We start from the raw sequence: 20,063 nt of genomic DNA on the forward strand, positions 1-20,063 counted from the left end.
CGCCCGATTCCTCCCTCCGGCCGCGTGATTCTATTTAGCAATTTTGTTCATAGAAGTAACAAAACAACGATCCGTTTGTAGAAAAGGAACGTAGGAGATTTCCGATTTCGGGAAGAAATATCGGTCCCAAAATCGGAAACCTTCCTAAATTCTCACTTGATCTTTTCGCTGATCAGAGCGTCCAAAGACAAGGCTCCACCACCTCCGATCAGAAGCGCGAATGCCATCGCGATCGCGAGAATATGATATTCGAATCCTTCTCCAGCTTGCGTGTTGAACCAATTCATAAAGAATCCATTGTCCCGAACAAAAATGGCCGCGCCGATCATCGTAAGCGCGATTCCGAACGCGGAAAGTTTTGTGGCAAATCCCAAGATCAAACCGAGCGCTCCAAAAGATTCCGCTAAGATGACGAGGAATGCGATCACCGATGGAATTCCCTGTGACTGGAAAAAACCCATCGTTGCACTCAATCCGAAACCTCCGAACCATCCGAATAATTTTTGAAGTCCGTGCGGAAGCATTACCAGTCCGAGTGCAATTCTTACGAAAGTTAAGATCCAGCTCGATTCCGTTTGAAAGAACTTTTCGATCATTTCAATCTCCTTTAATATAAGGAAACTATAGAAAATGAAAACGAAAATGTAAATGGACGGATTCTATATTTTATGGTGTTTTTCGTCCGGAGTCGCGGAATCTTTCGGGAGAAGTTCCGGTTTGAGATTTGAAATAACGGCTGAAATACGCGTTATCGGTAAAACCCAATTCCCATGAGATTTGTGTAATATTCAAATTCGAATGTAAAAGCAGACGTTTGATTTCCAGGGTGATTCGTTCGTGAATCACAGACTTCGCGGACTTTCCCAATTCTTCGTGGCAGATTCGATTGAGAGTGTTCGGAGCGATACCGATCCTTCTCGAATAATAGGATGTATTTCTTTCCTTTAAAAAATTTTCTTCCAAGAGTTTTTGAAAGGCGACGATTGTGGAATCGGGAAGAAGCTCACACGCCTGTTGCAAATCATATTCTTTTTTTGCCTGTAAAAGAATGACTTGCGCCAAAATCAAAAGCATCTTTTTTTCAGAACGAAAATCCTTCTCTTCAATCAATCGTTCAAAATCGGATTTCAATCGCGGTGTATCTTCGATTTGAATTTTCGGAGAACTCTGCGCAAACTGAAAGAACGGATATTCCCTGAGTGCCGAAGGGTTTTCGCCTTGGTCCGAAAAAAAATCGGAAGAGATTTTGAGTGCAAATCCTCGTACCGGTTTTGTGAATTTCCAAGAATGAACCTGACCGGGTTTTAAAAAGAAAAGCGCATTGGATTGGATTGTGTATTCTTGAAAGTCGATCGTATGTGTCCCATCTCCCTCTAAGAAAAAGAAAAGGGCGAAATAGGTATGTCTGTGAGAACTATCGTATTCGCGAAAGCTCGGAGGCAAATCTTCCAGGCGCCCCGCATAAAAAAGGGGTTCTACCTTCTCTTCGATTACATCGGAAAGATGAAGAAGCGGAGGAATAGGATCGACCTTTGACATTCTGTTTCCAAGGAAAGAAGAATCTCGAAAAAATGCAATCCGGAAGAATGTGGAACTTTCTTTTTCAGAACGGCATTCCCAAGACGAAACCGTCGGTCTTGGAAGAAAATGAAATCCTTGTTGCTCCTAGAGGTTCTTCGAGTCGCTTCTACATCCGTTCCTTCTCCCTCGAACGAGTGGCGTTTCGAAATCAAATACGGCTAAATTCCAGTTCGCTCTAGCATTCTAATACGAAATCGAAAGCATCCTTCGTTTCGAATCCGGAATTATGACCAAAAAAAAGAAAATGGTTTCCCGATTCCGATTCCTTCGATAAGACAATCCTTATGTTTGCCACGAAGAATGGATCGAGAAAAATCATTCGATTATCGATTTTATTCTTTTTAACGTTCACGTTCTGTGAACGGATTCTCATCCCAAAAAAACCTCCCCAAGTCTTTCATGGAATTTTAGACCTGAGGTCGAACTGGGACTTCGTTTCTCAAGGTCACTTGAGTCTGGACGGTGAATGGGAATTTTTTTGGAATCAACTTTCGAACACAACACGAACGGAAACAAACGATAAGAATGGTTTGCAAACGGGGGACTTCGTTAACGTTCCGGATTCTTGGACCAACTACTCCAAGGAAGGAAAAAATTATCCCGGCTTCGGTTATGCGACCTACCGAATGCGCGTTCTACTCAATGAACCGCAAGACGACCTGGCGATTAAGATGTTGGAAGCGGCAACGGCTTACAACCTTTATGTGAACGGAGTAAAGGTTCTATCCAGCGGAACAGTGGGAATCTCTCCGGAAACAAGTAGCCCCTTGTATCGTCCCGGAGTAAGCGGACCGATCCGTTTAGAGAAAGAAAACGAAATCGTACTGGAAGTTTCCAACTACGCGCACTCGAAAGCCGGAGTCTGGGCAACGGTGTTACTTGGTCCACGGAAGGAATTGTTCACTCTTCGCGAAAGAACCATTTGGTTGGATCTCTTTATCACAGGCGGCTTGTTTATCGGAGTCTTATATCATTTTAGTCTTTTTTCGCTTTTGCGTCGAGAACTCTCCCATTTTTACTTTGCCTTGATCGGTCTCGTCGCGATTCTTAGAATCGTACTTACGGGGGAACGTCTTCTATTCACTCTGTTCCCGAACTTTGATTTCAATCTTAGCTATCGGCTCGAGTTACTTTCCGTTTATATAGGCGGATTTATCTTAGCGCTTTTCTTACGTTCCATGTTCCCGAACGAGTTTCATAAAAAGGCCGCCGCCTTCTTTGGTACCGTTTTTTCGATCTTATCCTTGATCGTTCTGTTTACGGATCTTTCGTTTTACTCGAGAACCCTTCCCGTCTTTAGCCTTTTCGTTTTTATAGAATGTTTCTATATGGTTTTTGTTCTGATCCAAGCGATCCGAAACGAACGAGTAGGAGCTTGGATCGGATTCTCCATTTGTATCCTTCTTTTTTTGATCGTCATCAACGATCTCCTTTATGCAAATATGGTCATCAATACTTCCTATTTTATTTCTTACGGAATCTCTCTCTTTTTTATCGCACAGGCTTTTATCATCTCCAAACAATTCGCGATCTCTTATCATCTATCTCAAAAACTCAGCGCGGATTTGCAGAACTCTAACGTTCGATTGATTTCCTTGGACAAACTCAAAGACGAATTCCTCGCGACAACTTCCCACGAGCTTCGAACTCCGCTCCAGGGAATCATCGGTATCGCTGATTCCCTGAGAAGAGGAGCCGGAGGCGACCTTTCTCCGTTCATAGAAAGACAATTGGGAATGATCGTTTCCAGCGGAGAAAGGCTTTCGAGTTTGGTAAACGACATACAGGATTTTTCGAAGCTCAAACACAGCGATCTCAATTTGAGAAGAATTCCCGTAGACAGCAAACAGGCCGCAGATTTTACCTTGGAGTTAAACCGTGTCGGAGTGGATCCTTCCAAAACGATTTTGTTAAACGAAATCGAACCGAATTTCCCTCCTCTTTTAGCGGATGAAAATCGACTCCAACAGATTCTCCAAAACCTAGTCGGAAACGCCATTAAATTTACGGAGAAAGGTAAAATCGTCGTGAGCGCGAGAAGGATCGACGAAGAGACTGCGGAAATCAGCGTAACGGACACTGGCATCGGAATTCCGGAAGATCAACAAAAAAGAATATTCGAATTCTTTGAAAGAGTTCATTCCGGAGATGCAGGAAACGCGGGAGGAACCGGACTCGGACTTACGATCAGCCGCGCGCTCGTCGCATTACACGGCGGAGAATTGAACGTCGAATCCGTTCCAGGAAAAGGTTCTCGATTTTACTTCACGATTCCGATTTGTAAGGACATACAGGATTCTCAAATAAAAAAATCCGAGAAAGAGTCCGATCTCTATTCAAGGTCAAACGATTCGTTGCAACCGAATCATCAGGAAAGGGAAAAGAAACTCGTAGAAAACGATAAAATTCGTATCCTCGTCGTGGACGACGAACCGGTAAACTTGGAAGTGATCCAAAATTATTTATCCCTCAGAAATATGGAATGTCTCGTGGTTCAAAGCGGAATCGACGCTTTAGAACTTCTTAAAAAAGATTCGGACTTTCAAGCGGTAATCTTGGACGTGATGATGCCTCGCCTTTCCGGATTGGAAGTTGCAAGAGAAATTCGAACTCGTTGGAGTCCGATCGAGTTACCGATTCTCATGGTCTCGGCAAAAAATCGAGATAACGATCTGATCGCCGCGCTCAACGCAGGCGCGAACGACTACTTAGTAAAACCTTTCGACTTCGAACAACTGATGAACCGAGTCAACAATTTACTCGAACTGGTCCAGGGTCACAAAGACAGGCTCTTACAAGAAAGCGAAAAACGAGAAGCGATTCAACAAGTAAGACAAAAAATCAACATCGATCTTCACGATCACTTAGGGGCGAAACTGATCGATCTCAAATTTCTTTCCGAAGAACTTCTGAGCGGAACGATCGAACCGAATCGAAACCTCTTCGAAAAAATCCAAGGGACCGTAAATCAATCGATCGGAATGTTACGCGAACAAATGCTCAAGATCGAGGATCTCAATCTTGTCTCGGAAAATTTTATCACCGGCGTTAACCTTGTCCTTCTCAGACGTTATTCGGACGCGGGAAGAGAAATCGAATTTCAATACAACGACGAACTCTTAGAGATTTTTGATTCCTATAAAGACGAAGCGAGTCTTATGGAATTTTTCGGAATTATCAACGAAGTCACCAACAACGATTTAAAATACGGAAAGGGAGTTTCCAATTGGAATTTCTCGCTCAAAGATAAGGAAATTCGGATGAGAATGAGTTCGGAGTCGGCTTACAAATTGACAAACGGTCGATCCGGAAGAGGCACCGAAAACTTGATCGAAAGAATCGTGAAGTTGGACGGAAGAATGGAAATGGCTCTTCTGCAAAACATATATTCGATCGACCTAAAAATCGAAGCCAATCGTTTTCATTCGATCTGATTTCGGCAAACCGCGATAGGAAAAACATGACAACAAACAAAATCAAAATCGGCATCGTAGAAAACGACGAGAACTACAAAAACCAGATCCTAAAAGTTTTGGAATCCGTACCCGGCGTTGAAGAAATCCTTCACTGGGAATCGGCCGAGTCCTTTTGGAAAGACACAAAAGGAAGAACGTTAGACATTATCTTTTTGGATATTCTTCTTCCTGGAATGAGCGGCGTCGACCTCGCGGGGAAACTTTCCGAAAGAGATCCTTCGATCAATAAAATCATGTTGAGCAACATGAACTCCGATGAACTCATCTACAATTCTTTGCGTTACGGCGCGATCGGTTACATTCTAAAATCCGAACTCAAGGATATCATAGAAGTCATAGACACCGTGTTACGCGGAGGAGCCATCATCACACCCACAATCGCGTTCCGAGTGCTCAACAGCTTTAAATTAAAGAAAGTCGCAAACGGGGTCAAGTTGACCAAAAAAGAAAAGGAAATCCTGGACCATATGGTGACCGGAAAAACGATCAATCGTGTCGCTGAATTTTTAGGCGTAAGTAAATACACGATTCAACACCACGTGAAAAACATATACAAAAAATTGAATGTTCACAATCGAGCGGAGCTGGTAAAAAAAGCGACCGATATCGGCTTGCTTCCGATGGGTGGCTCGAATTTGGGAGAGAAAAAAGATTAAGAATCGAGAACGGACTCTACGCTCGTATATTCCATTCCAAACGCCTCCGAAACCGCCTTATAGGTGATTTTACCGCGAACCACGTTGAGTCCTTTTCGAATCGCCTCCGAAGAAAGCGCCGCTTGTTTCCAACCTAAATTCGCAATTTCTAATACGTACGGAAGAGTCGCATTCGTTAACGCAAGCGTCGACGTTTTTGGAACGGCGCCGGGCATGTTCGCGACGGAATAATGAATGATTCCGTCTATGATGTAGATCGGATTTTCATGAGTGGTCGGAACGGAAGTTTCGAAACATCCTCCTTGATCGATCGCGACGTCGATCAAAACCGATCCCTTCCTCATCGTCTTGAGATGCTCTCGAGTCACAAGTCGAGGAGCCTTCGCTCCGGGATATAAAACCGAACCGATGACGACATCGGCGATTTTTAAAAGTTCGCGAATTTTAGAAGGAGTCGAAGACAAGGTGATACAATTGCTCGGCATAATCTCGGAAAGATAACGAAGCCGATCCGCGTTCGTATCCAAGATATAAACACGCGCGCCTAAGCCGCAGGCGATCTTCGCCGAATTCGTTCCAACGATCCCTCCTCCGATTACGACGACAACTCCAGGCTCCACGCCGGGAACTCCACCCAAAAGAACACCGCTTCCACCGTGAATCATCTCCAAATAACGGGCGCCTTCTTGAGCGGCCATTCTTCCTGCGATCTCACTCATCGGGATCAAAAGAGGTAAAGAACCGTCCGCTTTTTGAATCGTCTCGTATGCGATGCAGATCGAGTTCGTTTTCATAAGAGCGAGAGTTAATTCTCTCGAAGCGGCTAAATGCAAATACGTAAAAAGAATCTGATCTTCCCGCAGAAGAGAATATTCCGAAGGTTGCGGTTCTTTTACGTGGAGAATCATATCCGTTTTTTTGAATATATCGGTTCGCTCGGTAAGAAGCTCCGCTCCGTGTTCCGTATAGTCCGAATCCGGGAATCCACTGTTCAAACCGGCTCCCTTTTCTACGAAAACCGTATGCCCGTGATGTATTAAAACTTCCACCCCGGCAGGAGTCATGCTGACGCGATTTTCAGCGACCTTGATTTCTTTTAGGATTCCGATCTTCATAGTTTCTCTCGTTCTTCTTTGTAATTGGATAGAATCGCCTAAGATTCCGATGTTTGCCGCATTCTTGCAATTGCTTTTAATCCGTTCACGACGTTCCCGGACAAAAAGAATCGCCTTTTTGTCCAAGAGATTGGGAGAACCAGAGAAAGACCAAGATCATATTTTAAGTATATTGAATATTCTTTTCCTTAAAAAGGAACGGTTCGTTTCTTTTTAAGGAAAAACCGAGGAAAACATCCTTTATGGAACACGGTTTCGAAGAACCTCCTTCCGGCTTTAAAACTAACGTTTCTGATTCCATAAAAATCAGAATGCCTTATTTGTAAGCACCGCATAACGTTCCTTCTTTGATTTAAAAAAGAGAAGAATCTCTAACAAAAACGAATTTCTTAAAATGATTCTTGCAAACTTTATTCGTCTGAAAGACAAAAGACGTAGATGCCCAAGACAAATTTCGACATACTTTGGATCATACTTTCCTCCGGACTTGTTTTTTTTATGCAAGCGGGTTTCCTTTGTCTTGAATCGGGGCTTACAAGGACGAAAAATTCGATCAACGTCGCGATCAAAAATATAACCGACTTCGGAATCGCCACTCTCATATTCTACTCCGTCGGTTTCGGTCTTATGTTTGGAACGAGCGTCTTCGGTTTTATCGGATCCGATTCTTTCTTTCCGGAATTTTCAACGGCTCATCCGGAGATCGCGGTTTTCTTCTTATTCCAACTTATGTTTTGCGGAACCGCGGCGACGATCGTATCCGGGGCGGTTGCGGAACGAATGAAGTTCGGAGCTTATATCGTTGTTACCGTCGTGATCTCCGCGATCATTTATCCGATCTTCGGCCATTGGGTTTGGGGGAAGGATTTATCGAATTGGGAAACGGCTACGGGCTGGCTTGGAAGAATGGGCTTCGTCGATTTTGCGGGATCCACAGTCGTTCACAGCGTGGGTGGATGGGTCGGACTCGCGGCGATGTTACTTTTAGGAAATCGTTCGGGAAGATACGCCGAGGACGGATCGGTGCGTTATATCACGGGACACAATCTCCCGCTCGCGATGCTCGGAACCTTGATCCTCTGGCTCGGTTGGATCGGATTCAACGGAGGAAGCACGTTAGCGTTCACCTCTGCAGTTCCTAAAATTATCGTCAACACGATGTTTGCCGCGGCGAGCGGTATGGCCGCATCGCTTATTTACGGTTGGATCCGACTCCAGTATGCGGAAGCCACTCTTCCCTTGAACGGTGCGTTAGCCGGTCTTGTCGCGATCACCGCCTCTTGTCACGCGGTGAACTCAATCGATTCCGTTTGTATCGGTTTTGTCGCAGGAATCATCATGTATGAAACGAGAAGCCTTCTGGATCGGTTTCGAATCGACGACGCTGTGGGCGCCATTCCGGTGCATCTTGCGGCGGGAATTTGGGGAACATTCGCGGTCGGTCTTTTTGGTAATTTGGAAATACTCGGAACAGGTCTTACGCGCTGGGAACAAATTCAAACACAGGGAATCGGGATCCTCACTTGTTGCGTTCTTGCTTTCGGCCTGAGTTATCTTATTTTAGGCGCGGCAAATCATTTTTTTAAATTTCGAGTTTCTGAATTAAACGAGCAAAAAGGTTTAAACTATACCGAACACAGAGCCACGACTGAACTCATCGATCTTTTTTTGGAGATGGAATACCAAAAGAGAACCGGGGATTTGAGCAAGGATCTTTCGATCGAACCGTTCACCGAAGTCGGTCAGATCGCGGAGCGATACAATTCGGTACTGGGAAGAATTCGGATGAACATCAAAGAGAAGGAAATTCTCACCAAACAATTGGAAGAAAACCTCAACCTAATTCAGAACGATCTTTCCACCGCTAAAAAAATCCAATCAGGAATCCTTTCTCAAAAGGACAGGACGATCGGAGAATTGGAAATCATCATACGTTATCTGCCACTCAGCGAGGTCGGGGGAGACTTTTTCGATATCATGGAATTGCGACCCGGGTTGACTCGATTCTTTCTTGCGGATGCGACGGGCCACGGTGTGCAAGCGGCTCTCATCACGATGGCGATCAAAGCGATCTATGAGTCCTTGAAACGCGGAATCTACAACGTAACTGAAATTTTATACCATCTTAACAACGAATTCTTACATACATTCAAAAACTTGAATCAATTTTTCACTTGTATCGTTTTGGACATCGATACGAATTCAGGAAACATACGATACGCCTCAGCGGGTCATATTCCCCAGTATCTGATCTTCGAAGACAAAATCCTAAAACTGGAAAAAACGGGAAGAATCGTAGGAGCGATTTCTAAAACGGAATACACTTCGAATGAGATCAAAATCAAACCCAATTCGAAGCTGGTCCTGTTTACAGACGGACTCGTAGAACAATGGAACAACGAAAAAGAAGAATTCGGAGAGGATAGAGTGGAAAAAATAGTTCAGTCTTTGAATTCAAAAACGCTTCGGGAAGGGATCGACTCTTTGTTAAACGAACAGGAAAAGTTCTTATCCGGAGTCGCCAAACAAGACGATATTTCGATCATCGGAATCAACTGGAAACAAAAGGAAAATTAGCGCTACCAAAAACCCCGGCCATTCAAAACAGTTTTTACGTTTCGCAGGTTTAGAAATAATTATTTTCGCTCCTTCATTTCAGAATTTTGCGCTACTCAAAAGAGTCTTGACCAGTCAACTCCAAGTACTCTATTGATTGTTACTCCTTTCACGGTCGTCGTTCTACTATAAATGAACTTAAAGAAGGACGTTTTTTCGTAACCGGTCTGCGCTTCGTATTCGTGATTCCAAATCAAACCGCCGATCGCCGGAAAGCCCAGGATTCCTCGATTTCGAAATCCCCTCTCCGCCTTTGACTCCGAAAAATAAAAGAGGCCACCCAAAATTTTTGTGGACTCCTCCTTAAAAACTTCGGACCGATTGTTGTAGTAAATCAACCCGAAAAGACCGCCTAACGTCAAAGAGCCTTCCTTATCCTTTGAATGATAGGAAAGAATCGGCGGAAGCAAAAGAGAATAACTTTCCGACGTTTCGCTGTATCGATAGACCGGAAGAAAATTCTGAATTCTTTCCTGCGGGGAATTGAGATAATGAATCCAAAGAAAATTCCAATCCGTAAGCTGGGGTGTTGATTCATAGCCGGCTAAAACTCCGCCTAACACGGACCAGCGAGTTCGATCCTTTTCAAATTCGGAATGAAACGCACCCAAAAATAAGGATAACTCCTTTCTTTGTCTTTGAAAGTGGACTTCATAATCCACCAAATAGAGAAAATTACTCCGTCTCGAAATCGCATCCTGTCCGGAATAAAAAAATGTCAGAAAGAGCGAATATTCATTTTTATCATTCGATGAATAGTAGAATAACGGAAAAAATGCGTATGTTTTTTCGGCTCCGCTTCTATCGCTCGAATAATAAAGTGACGGGAAAAGAAATAAACTCCTCGTTCCCATTTCGTCGTCCCGTTTGTAATTCAGAAAAATTCCGAGAAGATTCGTATGAGAACGGATCTTTCCTTGGCTTTCGTTAAAACTACGATAACTCAAGATCGGCACGATCCACCGATAAGAGTCGTATTCCTTGTGATCCGAACTCTTATAAAAGAAAAGAGGAAATAAATAGGAACTCGTTTCATGCTCACCGTCCATTCCGTTTTTCTCATATCCGAAAAGCGAAAGAGCCGCCTTAAACGAGGTCGATTCCGAACCGTTATGTAGATACTGCGTATTTTTATAGTTCGCTAACAATAACCAATCGAATCCCCAGGTATCCTTTTTTACTTTCTCTTCACGAACCCTTTCCTCAAAAGTGTAGAGCAAAGGCAATGGAAGAATCGGATAAAAGCGGCTTGTATAAAAATTGGATTCCGTACCATCTTGAACCGATTTCGTCTGAAAAAAGATCGGTGTGAAGGTGGTGTAGTCGACGTATCCTTTTCGAACGACTTCTTCCTTTTGATACCAGAACGGCAAGGCCATCGTCCGTTTGAGTCCCGTTTTCTGATCCGTTTTCTTTCCCACTAAAAGTAAAAATTTCGTTTCAGAGAAAGTCAAAGTCTCCACGTTCGAATATAGAATCGGAATCTCGCTGGAAGAATAAATCTGAATTCCATTCTCCTCCGTCGTACTCCTAAAAAAGAAAAACGAAACATTCCAGGCTCGACTTTTTAGGTTAGGTGAAGACTCGGAGGAATAGCCTCCTAAAAGTCCGAGAAGAACTCTAAACTCAAAACTTTCCTTCTTTGAGAGGGTAAGAGTTTTCTGATCCATGTTCGCCAAGAACAACCAAACCCAACCGTTTGTCTCGGTAGGATTTGCACCACCCGTAAGGCTTTCATACGTGTAGAAAAGAGGAACCGGAAAAATCGTATAAAAGTTGTTATCCGAAAAAGTATCTAGTTTCGAAGAACCTTGTTTCAGACTTCGATGGTAATAAAACGGAGAATAAACGGTAGAATCGATCTGCCCGAACGAATTTCTCTCCTTTGCGAGATAAAGAATCGGCGGGAGAAAAAGTTGTTCGTCCTGGGTGACCGAATTCTTTTTATAACTGAAAATCAAAGCGAATGTTGCGTCGTAGGAATCCGGAGTTCGTTTCGCAGAATAGAAAAACGGAATCGTATCGGACTGAAACTTCCATTCCTCCCCCTCCCGGATCGTCTTACCGAAATAGAAAGGGAACGCGTAAAAAGTGGAGACCTCTTCCTTCTCGTTTTGTTTCGATCTCGAAGCGCCGGTCAATAAAAGGAAATTCCAAGAAGAAGCTTCCGGAGAAGAAGAACGATAATGTCCCAAAATAAATCGATATTCTTCCTCGTTTTCCTTGCCCCAAAAAAGAAATGGGAACGGAAGAACCATATTCAATTCGGAAACATTCCGTTTATTGAATACGATCCCTTCCTCGGAAGAACTATAATAGAACGGGCTCAACAAAAAAGAACTCTTTCTTTTGTAAGTGGAGTCCTCGGCGGAAGAATACAAGAACAGAGGCGTATAAAGATTTCGTTCCTTTAAAACGGGCGCTCCGCCGCTTACACGATCCTCATAGTCTCTGTAATAAAACGGAAAGAACAAACTATAACCGGAGCCGTTGCTATTGGAACCCGAATGGCTAGTATCTTCGGACGCTTGATAAAACGGAAATAAAATTCCATGGAAAGAAGAATGTTCGTACGTTCCATTCTTCTCTTTCGCTCGATAAAAGAAGATACTCTTGGTTTCCAAGGAAGACGGGGATTCCCTATGCGCGAAAAAAGGGAAAAAACGATAAGCGACTTCTTCTTTCGATTTCGAATAACGGATGAGCGGCCATAGGACCGAATATTCATTTCGATCCTTTTCCCGTTCCATAACGAAAAGAAAAATTCCGAGAGAACGGACAAAGTCGTTTCCTTTTTTTTGTTCGGCGTAAAGTGGAAACACGACACGATAGGATTCGTCCCCGATCGTTCCCCAAAAAGTCGGCAACGGAAGGGGAAATGCGAAAATTTTGTCCTCGTTATTTTTACCCCAAGTGAACCAACCGAGTGGCAGAATTCGAAAATGCTTTTTTTCGTCTCCGGACTGATAACTTGCAATTCCAAATAACGCTTCCCATCCGAAATAATTTCTTGAATTCTCCCGAGCCAATTTTTTGTAAGAACCGAAGTTCGATCCGTCCGGGGAAGGACTCTGTCCCTTCTCTTCTCCCACGACCGCGATTCGAACGTCCTTTTTTCCATCCGTTTTTTTCCGATTCTTTGCTTGTGGAGCGATCGGAACCGGAGTCTCCGCTTTCTCTTCGTCAAAAAAAGTGAGCGGATTGGAGAGTTCCTTCCGTATGGAAACGCTAAAAAGATTATAAACAAATGCGTAATCCAAATCCACATAAAACTCTTTTCCGGATGCGCTCGACTTCAAAGACGCGTCGAACTTTCCTCCCGTTTGCGAAATCGAAATTCCTCCAAAGTAGAGCTCTAAATTCTTATTCTTCTCGTAGTATTTCAGATAGGCGGGAAGAAATATATCTCCTCGAGAATCGGCATTCTTCCATTGCCAATAAATTGGAACCACAAAGTTGGAACTCGTCTTTTCCTCTCGATTCTCCGAAGAATAATAGAGCAAGGCCCAGTCTCGATCCACGTTTGTGGAACGAAGTCGATAGTGAACGGGGCTAAAGGAAACAAAATCACGATCGTCTCCTCCGAAACGATAATAAAAAGGCAACCAGAGATTATATTCATTTTTCTGAAAGTAGTGTAGAGGTAAAATCGTTCTCGTCGTCGTTTCGCCCGCAGAATTCTTCCACTGATAATACAAACCCGCCAAACCTAAGAAAGATTCTCCGCTTTTCTCTTCGGAAGAAAAATAAAACGGATAGAATCTCTGAAAGGAAGAATCGTTCGATCCGTATTCATGGTAACCGAGGAAAAACAGTTCGTCTTCGGCTTGCGAATAGGAATGATAATAAAAAGGTGCGATCGTTCGTGTCTCGGATTCCGACCGTGTGTACAAAAAGAGTAACAACGGCATCGCAAGATAAGAATTCTTTTTGTGAAAATAAAACGGAAAGAAAAAAGAGGATGCATATTCTCCCTTTGTGTCCTTGCTCCAATACGCGTTCAAAAGCAACGTTTCCGATTCTTGCTTGCGAGTATGTCGATACATCGGAAGCGGCAAGAGCGTAAACTGGCTAAAATCGTCTCCGTCATAGTTGTGATGGTAAAGGGGAAGGACCGTAAGATAAGAATCTTTTTTATAGAAGAAAATAGGAGCGGAGATCCATTCCGAGATCCCTTTCCCACGCTCTCTCTTGAAATACGTATTCAAATAGTAGTCGTGATAGACTTCTTCGGATCGATACTGATAAAAGAATGGCCCGGCTCGATTGATCGCTCTTTCTCCTTCCATCCAGGAAAAATAAATCGGAAACAAATGTTTGTATTCCTTTTTCTTAAAATACCAAATCGGAAAAATAGTAAATGTGCTTAATTCGTTCTTCTGATATTCCACATACGTGTTTAGGACGTAGGTTGCGGAGGAATTCGAAGTTTTATTCCTATAATAAAATGGTCCTGCGAAGGACGAATCATCCTTGGAATTCTCCCAAGAAAAAAACACGGGGAATAAATGAGCGAACTCGTTTCTTTTGTGAAACCAAAACGGAAAAACCGTAAGCGCCGCCAAACCGTCCTTGTCCCTCTTCCAATACGTATTGACCGCGAAATTCTCAGAATAATCTTTTGCATCCTTATGGTAAAGGAGCGGGAGAAAAAACTGAGTAAATTCTCCTTCGTCGTAATTGTGGTGATACAAAGGAAACAACGTAAGATAGGATTCTTTCTGATAGAAAAAAAACGGGGCGCTGATGATTTCGGTATAACCTCTTTCTTTTTCCCATTTTACATACGTGTTCAACACGTAGTTCGTTTTCTGATTGGAAGACTCCGAATGATAATAGAAAGGCCCCGCGTATCCGGATTGATCCTTTGTTTCCTTCCAAGAAAAAAAGAACGGAAATAGATTGAAGTAGGAGTTTTGTTTGTAAAAGACGAGAGGAAAAAAAGTAAAAAAAGAATCCTCTTGTTCTTTCGATCCCGACCAATACAACAAAGGCAAAACTCGAAAGTAACTCCAGTCCTTCTCTTTCCCCCACTGAAACAAAAGGAAATTTCGAATCTTAGAATTCTCTCCATTTTCCTGTAAATACAAAGCCAAAGGAAGAAATAAGAATTTTGAAGTTTCCGATTGTAAGGAAACCGTTTTCGACTTATACCAACCGATCGGACTAAAGGAAAATTCGGAATAAGAATCGCTCGTCTTCTCTTCGTCTTGAAACCAGATCGGAGAATAAATCGAAAACGTCCTAGATTCTCTGTTCGATCGAGATTGATGATAGAATGGAAAAAATGTGAACGAATAATCTTCTCTGATTTTTTCAGAAGAATAATGGAGCAAAGGAAAAATTCGAAAGAACTTTTTTTCCAAATCATGACCCCATTGAAAAACGGCGAAAGTGGTCTTCGATTCTTCCGAAGATTCTTTGTTAAAAAGGAGCAAGGGAAGAAACATCGTAGAAGTAGATCGAACTCCGTTGATCAGCTCGTTTTCTCTCGTGAACAAGGGGAAAAAGCCGGGTACCATCGAAAAACTTTTTTCAAAGCCGGGCCCCGAAGAACTCGAGTTGTATCCCAACCAATAGAAGTTTGTCGATTCCCGATAACCCGTTCCACCGCCCGATGGTTGCACCGTTCTTCGATAAAATAAAGGGGAAAAAAAGGTATTGTCTTCGATTCCTTCCGAATTCAGACTCCGATAGCTATAAATCGGGAAAAGATAACTTTTCGAGGCCTTGCCGGACTTCGCTTCAAGAGAATTATAAATTGGGAATATTCGAAACTGCTTAAATTTTGGATAATCCGTTTTTCGAACGATCCAGAAAGCGTGCCAGGAAAAATGTTCGGGCCAGTCCTCTATATCCACAAAACCGGTTCTGACTAAATATTTCTCTTCCTTCTCACTTCCGAAAATTTCCTTTTTTTCGCGAACGAGTTCGTCGAAAGGATCTTCCGTCTGAGACCAAAGAAGGCTTGGGCAAATAAAGACGAAGAGTAGAAATAAAAAATTTCGCATCGTATTGAATCGGATCGTAGTTTTAAAGATCAATTTCGACCGTTTTTCGTTTCCCTTTTTCTCCGGAAAGGATCCGAATTTTTTTTTTTGGAATCTTCCATTCTTTGGAAAGGGCTTCGATCACGGCTTGATTCGCCTTCCCTTCCAGAGCGGGCTCTCGGACCGCAATCGTAATGGAACCGTCCTCCTCTTTTCTGAGAAAGACTTTTTTTGAGTTCGGTTTTACTTGAACCGTAAACTTCATACGAACGCGGTTAGGCGACCCGATGTTTTTTGCGAAACCTGCCCACCAAAAGGTATATCCCTTCCACCCGGAAAACAAGACTGGAAACGAAAAAAAGTATCATCGCGGGAAAAATTACGAGACAAAGATTGATTCGGGACGCTTGTGCATAACTCACACCACCCTCTTCTAGGTAGTTTAGAATCGGTGAATATAAGAATAAATTGTGAAAGATCAAATACGTTCCCAAAATAAAAAAAGGAAGAATCATCTTTGAAACTTTTTTCAACAACGAAAACCAAGGGAATTCGACTCTGTGTTTTTTCAAGAGGAATCCGAGTAAGAAAAACGTAATCGAAGCGGAGATCGCAGAAGCCAGGGCAATCGCCGAATGCTTTAAAAACCAAACTAAGGAAAGATTCAAGATGATATTGATCGTAAACGATGCCGACTGAATTTTCAGAGGGGTTTTTGTATCTTGAAACGCGTAGTACGAAGAGATCAGAATCTTATTGATGCTAAAAAAAGGAATCGCGATCGAATAGAAAATCAAAGGTAAAACCGCCGTGTGAGTCGCAAGATGATCCCATTTTCCTCCGAAATAAATCGAATCCAAAATCGGACCCGATAAAAGGGACATCCCGATCGCCGCGGGAACCGTTAGAAAGATCGCGAACTCAAGAGCCGCGGACAATTCCGTTCCTACCTCGGACCAACGTTCGTTCTTTAAGGATTGAAGAAGAGCGGGAAGAATCGTGGTGGCAAGTGCGACTCCGATGATTCCGGTTGGAAGTTGAACGAGCCTCTGCGCATAATCCAAACTGACAACGGCACCCAAACCCGGATTGTGATTCTGAACCCAATTCGCGAGAAAAATATCCACAAGAAGACTCAGTTGATAAAACCCTCCTCCTAACGCGGCGGGAATCATCAAACGAAAGATCTTTTTGATCGCGGGATGTTTCCAATTCCAATTGATCTTAGGCAGATCTCCCTTTTTCCAAACAAACCAGGCCTGCACGAGAAATTGTATCAAACCTCCCGTAACGATCGCCGAACAAAGAACGATCACCCTGTCGTGAAGATCTGAGATAAACGGAAACAAACCGATAAAGACAAAAAGATAACTTAGATTTAAGATGATCGGGGAAAGAGAAGGAACAAAAAAACGATTTTTAGAATTCGAGATCGCCATAAAAATCGCCGAAAGACTCGCGGTGACGATCAGAAAAAAGAGGATATAGGTAAGCTCTATTACTAAATTAGAATATTCTTTCGTTCCTCCCACGAGAATCGGAAGAAACAAGGGGGAAAACAAAAACATCACTCCGACGAGAAGCGAAAGCACGAAAAACAAAAAGGAAAGAACGGCCCCGCTCATCACCTTGGCTTCTTCTTCGCTGATCTTACCGGACTCCGCGTAGAGAGGCATAAAGGATTGGGAAAGTGTTCCCTCCGCCAAAAGATTCCGAAACATATTGGGAAGACGATAAGCGACCGAAAATGCGGAGGCGACCATGCCGGTTCCGAAGGAAACGGCCATAAAATGATCTCTCACAAGACCGAGAATTCTGGATAAAAACGTATAAAACGAAAGGGCGATACTTCGCGAGGCGGCGTTGGACAACTAAAGGTTTCCTAGAAGTTTTTCTAGGTATCGAACTCCGCCCATGGCATTTAGGTCAAACTGAATCTGACACGCCGGACATTGGTATCTTCCCTGTTTGGAAACTCGAATACGACTACTACAAGCACCACAATAGATGATTCTTTTGGGAAAACGTTTTTCGATTTGAATCGCCTCTTCCAGCACTACTTTGGCAGAATAAGACGAAGACGCGGATTCCTCGGGGGCGCTCGATTCTTGCTCCTTGGAAAGCGGCGGCTTCGAAGAAGAATGGGTTTCCTCTTCTTCCAAAAACGCTTCTCTTCTTTGGGACTGGCTCGAAAGTCCGTGCTCGCGAGAACCCACTTCCGAAACCGAAACTTCCTTCGGCTCGGTTTCCGAGTTTTCCGAAGGAGAGACTTCGAATTCCGGAACGGTCCGAATTTCGGGAATATAGACCGAATGAGAACCGCCGGAACCGGAACGAGGAATTGGAGAAACGTTTTTATCGGAAGAATAAAACTGAATCGGAGTATTTCGTTTGATCCGGGAAATCGGCGAAGATTCCTTTTTAGAACTTCTTTCGTCCTGAACTTTGATCATCGAAAGATATTCTTCCGCGCGGGAAGGATCCTCGAAAAAGGCGATCGTCTTCCCGAAACCGAGAAAGCTGAGTAACGTTTTGCATTCTTCGTTGAACGCGCAATAGGCGGAAGAAGCGCCTCTGTTTTTCAAAAAGTTCTCGAAACGAGCGAGAACGCTGATCCCTTCGGATTCGATATATTCGAGTTCCTCGCAGGAAAATAAAAATTTCCTGGTTCCTTCTTCCCATTTCGATTTTAGATAAGAATAAAAATCCTCCGCGCTCGAAGCGTCGAGTTTCCCCTTCAACTTGAGCTTGAGAATATTCCCGGAAAGTCTGGATCGGATTTCCACGTTCTTATCGTTATCCTAAGTAGATCGCGTCCAAAACTTCTTCTTTCGAAGGGACGATCGTCGGTTGAACCGTCGTGATGCCCGGTTCCGAATGGGAAACCGGAGCGTGTGTGACGGGAGAAGACTCGATCGGTTGTGTGACTACGGACGCGATTTGCGGAGTCGAAATCGGTGCCGCCGTTAACACGGGAGCCACTGAAACCGGAGCGGAAACAACCTCTTCCACTTTCGAAGCCTCCTCTTTTCCAAGAGTTCCCGGAATCGGAAGAGAATCGAGAGGACTCGATTTTCTCGCAAGAACCGGAACATTCATTTCGGAAGAATGAGAGACCTTTTCCACGAGAGGCCTCGAGCTCAAATCAGGAACCGATTGTCTCGTGGAATTGCCCAAGGTCAAAAGGAGATACACGAATTCTAAGAATAAGGCGGCGCCGAGAGCAATCAGAGAATAATTTCGAACCAACCATTCGAGGAGTTCGGTTTGTTTCGAAACAAAGGTACGAAAGTTTCCACGATCGTAGATCATATGAATCGCGGCGACTCGTTCGAGTTTTGTTGGATGAAAGACGGCGGCAGAAAGAAGAATTTCGGGTTCGTTAATCTCGGGAAAATAACCCGCGAGTTTGGAAAAAAATCCGCTCTTGGCAACGACTTCTTTTTTTTCACCCATCAGAACCGGAATACCGATCTGCCATTTCCGAAGACGAAATGCCCTTGTATAAAGAGCTTCCTGATAGAGTGTCACCGGTTTTCTCTTTTTCAAATCTTCCTGAAGATATTCCGGATTGGAATGAGCGAGGACGATTCCCGCGTCGTTCATTAAAAAGATTTCTTTGATCGTATAACCGTCGGTGTCTTTTTCGGATAACTTCGTCATTCTGTTAAAAACAAAGTTCATATCATCGAAGTTTCGATCCACTCCGGAGTTTTCCGCGGCTTTTGCAAGAGTGCCTAACGTATCGCGGGCTCTGTTATCGGAAGCGATCTTTAAGAGTTCAAAAGAAGCCAGAGAAGATTCTAAAAACGACCAGGCCACGGCTCCGAGCGCGACCGCTTCGCAGACGATCAGCAATAAAAGAAAATAGAATATACTTTTGAAAATCTTCACTCTTCTGACCTCTCTTAAACCAATCGGAAGAAAAGAGGCTTTCTCTTGAGGATAAAATAGGAGAACTGGCGTTTTTCAGAGAGAAACCGCGTTTTCGGAAGAAAGAAGAAAGGAATTCAGATTCTTTCGAACCTCGGAAAGAAATTGACTGCGTTTCGAAATTCCGGAATCCAAACCGAGCCGTTCCACACTCGTCATATCCAACCAGTTTCTACCGCAGGGATGGATACAACGAAACGCTTTGAAATCGTTGTTCACGTTAAACGCGACTCCGTAACTCGTAAAAAAAGACTTAAAGTTCACGCCGATCGAACAGATCTTTTTCGAAGGGTCGGATGAAAGATAGAGTCCGGGAGAATCCGGATCGGTAACAAGGGGCAAATTCCAGGTTTTTAGCGCGGCGTCTTGTAAGGCGCCCAAAAAATTCTCCAGATAAGAGCGAATGGAAAGGTTTCGTTTTTTCAAATCCACGTGAGAATAGATCACGAGTTGGCCCGGTTCGTGAGCGGTAAAATCCCCGCCCCTCTGGATAAAATGGATCTCAATTCCTTGGGATTCCAGAAAATCTTTCCCTAAGAGGAGATTCTCAAGATTATAATTGATTCCGCCGGTGATCGTGGGACCGTGTTCTAAAAACAGAACACATTCTTTCCGAAATCGGCGAAATTTTTCCTGCAATTCCACATAACGAAGGTATGGAAATTCTCCTTTCAGTTCGATCATTCTCACAAGATT

12 protein-coding genes and 1 pseudogene are annotated in these 20,063 nt (G+C 43.5%); 3 read left to right on the top strand and 10 right to left on the bottom strand.

Annotated features, from left to right (window positions below; translation table 11 throughout):
* Positions 1 to 152 precede the first annotated feature (152 nt).
* A complete protein-coding gene (locus DLM75_RS10390; RefSeq protein WP_118968423.1) occupies positions 153 to 596 on the bottom strand; it encodes a DoxX family protein in 444 nt (147 codons plus the stop codon).
* Between the two features lie 70 nt (positions 597 to 666).
* Entirely contained in the window at positions 667 to 1,539 is an 873-nt protein-coding gene (locus tag DLM75_RS10395; protein WP_118968424.1) for a helix-turn-helix domain-containing protein, read from the bottom strand.
* Between the two features lie 326 nt (positions 1,540 to 1,865).
* Between DLM75_RS10395 and DLM75_RS10405 the strand changes: the two genes are divergently transcribed.
* Together DLM75_RS10405 and DLM75_RS10410 are read left to right on the top strand one after the other, a co-directional pair.
* Positions 1,866 to 5,015: an ATP-binding protein gene (locus tag DLM75_RS10405; protein ID WP_118968426.1), complete on the top strand. Its 3,150-nt coding sequence runs from the start codon at positions 1,866 to 1,868 to the stop codon at positions 5,013 to 5,015.
* A gap of 26 nt (positions 5,016 to 5,041) precedes the next feature.
* On the top strand, positions 5,042 to 5,713 hold the full coding sequence (locus DLM75_RS10410; protein WP_118968427.1) for a LuxR C-terminal-related transcriptional regulator: 672 nt from the start codon (positions 5,042 to 5,044) through the stop codon (positions 5,711 to 5,713).
* Here the strand turns inward: DLM75_RS10410 and ald are convergent.
* Positions 5,710 to 6,828 carry an alanine dehydrogenase gene (gene ald / locus DLM75_RS10415; protein ID WP_118968428.1) on the bottom strand — a complete coding sequence of 373 codons (1,119 nt, stop codon included), beginning with the start codon at positions 6,826 to 6,828 and terminating at the stop codon, positions 5,710 to 5,712. The two genes, DLM75_RS10410 and ald, sit on opposite strands and share 4 nt — an antisense overlap.
* Before the next feature lie 438 nt (positions 6,829 to 7,266).
* On the opposite strand from ald, the gene amt reads away from it, so the two are divergent.
* The gene (gene amt / locus DLM75_RS10425) at positions 7,267 to 9,405 is read left to right on the top strand and encodes an ammonium transporter (RefSeq protein ID WP_118968430.1); all 2,139 of its coding nucleotides are present in this window, start codon (positions 7,267 to 7,269) and stop codon (positions 9,403 to 9,405) included.
* A gap of 95 nt (positions 9,406 to 9,500) precedes the next feature.
* Here amt and DLM75_RS24655 read toward each other — a convergent pair whose 3' ends face one another.
* The 7 genes and pseudogenes from DLM75_RS24655 to lipB all read right to left on the bottom strand — a co-directional run bounded on the left by DLM75_RS24655 (position 9,501) and on the right by lipB (position 20,051).
* On the bottom strand, positions 9,501 to 14,966 hold the full coding sequence (locus tag DLM75_RS24655) for an LA_1737 family protein (protein ID WP_429945457.1): 5,466 nt from the start codon (positions 14,964 to 14,966) through the stop codon (positions 9,501 to 9,503).
* A gap of 48 nt (positions 14,967 to 15,014) precedes the next feature.
* Positions 15,015 to 15,455 (bottom strand): annotated as a pseudogene (locus DLM75_RS25010) (hypothetical protein); the annotation flags it as partial.
* A gap of 22 nt (positions 15,456 to 15,477) precedes the next feature.
* A complete protein-coding gene (locus DLM75_RS10435; RefSeq protein WP_118968431.1) occupies positions 15,478 to 15,699 on the bottom strand; it encodes a DUF167 domain-containing protein in 222 nt (73 codons plus the stop codon).
* A 10-nt stretch (positions 15,700 to 15,709) separates the two neighbouring features.
* Complete coding sequence (murJ, locus tag DLM75_RS10440) at positions 15,710 to 17,305, bottom strand: murein biosynthesis integral membrane protein MurJ (protein WP_118968432.1); 1,596 nt, start codon at positions 17,303 to 17,305, stop codon at positions 15,710 to 15,712.
* Positions 17,306 to 18,220 carry an STAS domain-containing protein gene (locus DLM75_RS10445; RefSeq protein ID WP_118968433.1) on the bottom strand — a complete coding sequence of 305 codons (915 nt, stop codon included), beginning with the start codon at positions 18,218 to 18,220 and terminating at the stop codon, positions 17,306 to 17,308.
* Positions 18,221 to 18,230: 10 nt separating this feature from the next.
* Entirely contained in the window at positions 18,231 to 19,352 is a 1,122-nt protein-coding gene (locus DLM75_RS10450) for an LIC_12071 family protein (RefSeq protein WP_118968434.1), read from the bottom strand.
* A gap of 51 nt (positions 19,353 to 19,403) precedes the next feature.
* Positions 19,404 to 20,051 (bottom strand): lipoyl(octanoyl) transferase LipB, encoded by a 648-nt coding sequence (gene lipB / locus DLM75_RS10455; RefSeq protein WP_118968435.1) that lies wholly within the window; start codon positions 20,049 to 20,051, stop codon positions 19,404 to 19,406.
* Between the last annotated feature and the right edge of the window lie 12 nt (positions 20,052 to 20,063).

Origin of the sequence: Leptospira stimsonii (genome assembly GCF_003545885.1) — a bacterium.
GTDB classification, from domain to species: Bacteria; Spirochaetota; Leptospiria; order Leptospirales; family Leptospiraceae; genus Leptospira; species Leptospira stimsonii.

Bases quoted from the DNA above. Each gene is read 5' to 3' on its own strand.
- DLM75_RS10390 (WP_118968423.1), bottom strand. From the start codon at position 596: ATGATCGAAAAGTTCTTTCAAACGGAATCGAGCTGGATCTTAACTTTC.
- DLM75_RS10395 (WP_118968424.1), bottom strand. From the start codon at position 1,539: ATGTCAAAGGTCGATCCTATTCCTCCGCTTCTTCATCTTTCCGATGTA.
- DLM75_RS10405 (WP_118968426.1), top strand. From the start codon at position 1,866: ATGTTTGCCACGAAGAATGGATCGAGAAAAATCATTCGATTATCGATT.
- DLM75_RS10410 (WP_118968427.1), top strand. From the start codon at position 5,042: ATGACAACAAACAAAATCAAAATCGGCATCGTAGAAAACGACGAGAAC.
- ald (WP_118968428.1), bottom strand. From the start codon at position 6,828: ATGAAGATCGGAATCCTAAAAGAAATCAAGGTCGCTGAAAATCGCGTC.
- amt (WP_118968430.1), top strand. From the start codon at position 7,267: ATGCCCAAGACAAATTTCGACATACTTTGGATCATACTTTCCTCCGGA.
- DLM75_RS24655 (WP_429945457.1), bottom strand. From the start codon at position 14,966: ATGGTACCCGGCTTTTTCCCCTTGTTCACGAGAGAAAACGAGCTGATC.
- DLM75_RS10435 (WP_118968431.1), bottom strand. From the start codon at position 15,699: ATGAAGTTTACGGTTCAAGTAAAACCGAACTCAAAAAAAGTCTTTCTC.
- lipB (WP_118968435.1), bottom strand. From the start codon at position 20,051: ATGATCGAACTGAAAGGAGAATTTCCATACCTTCGTTATGTGGAATTG.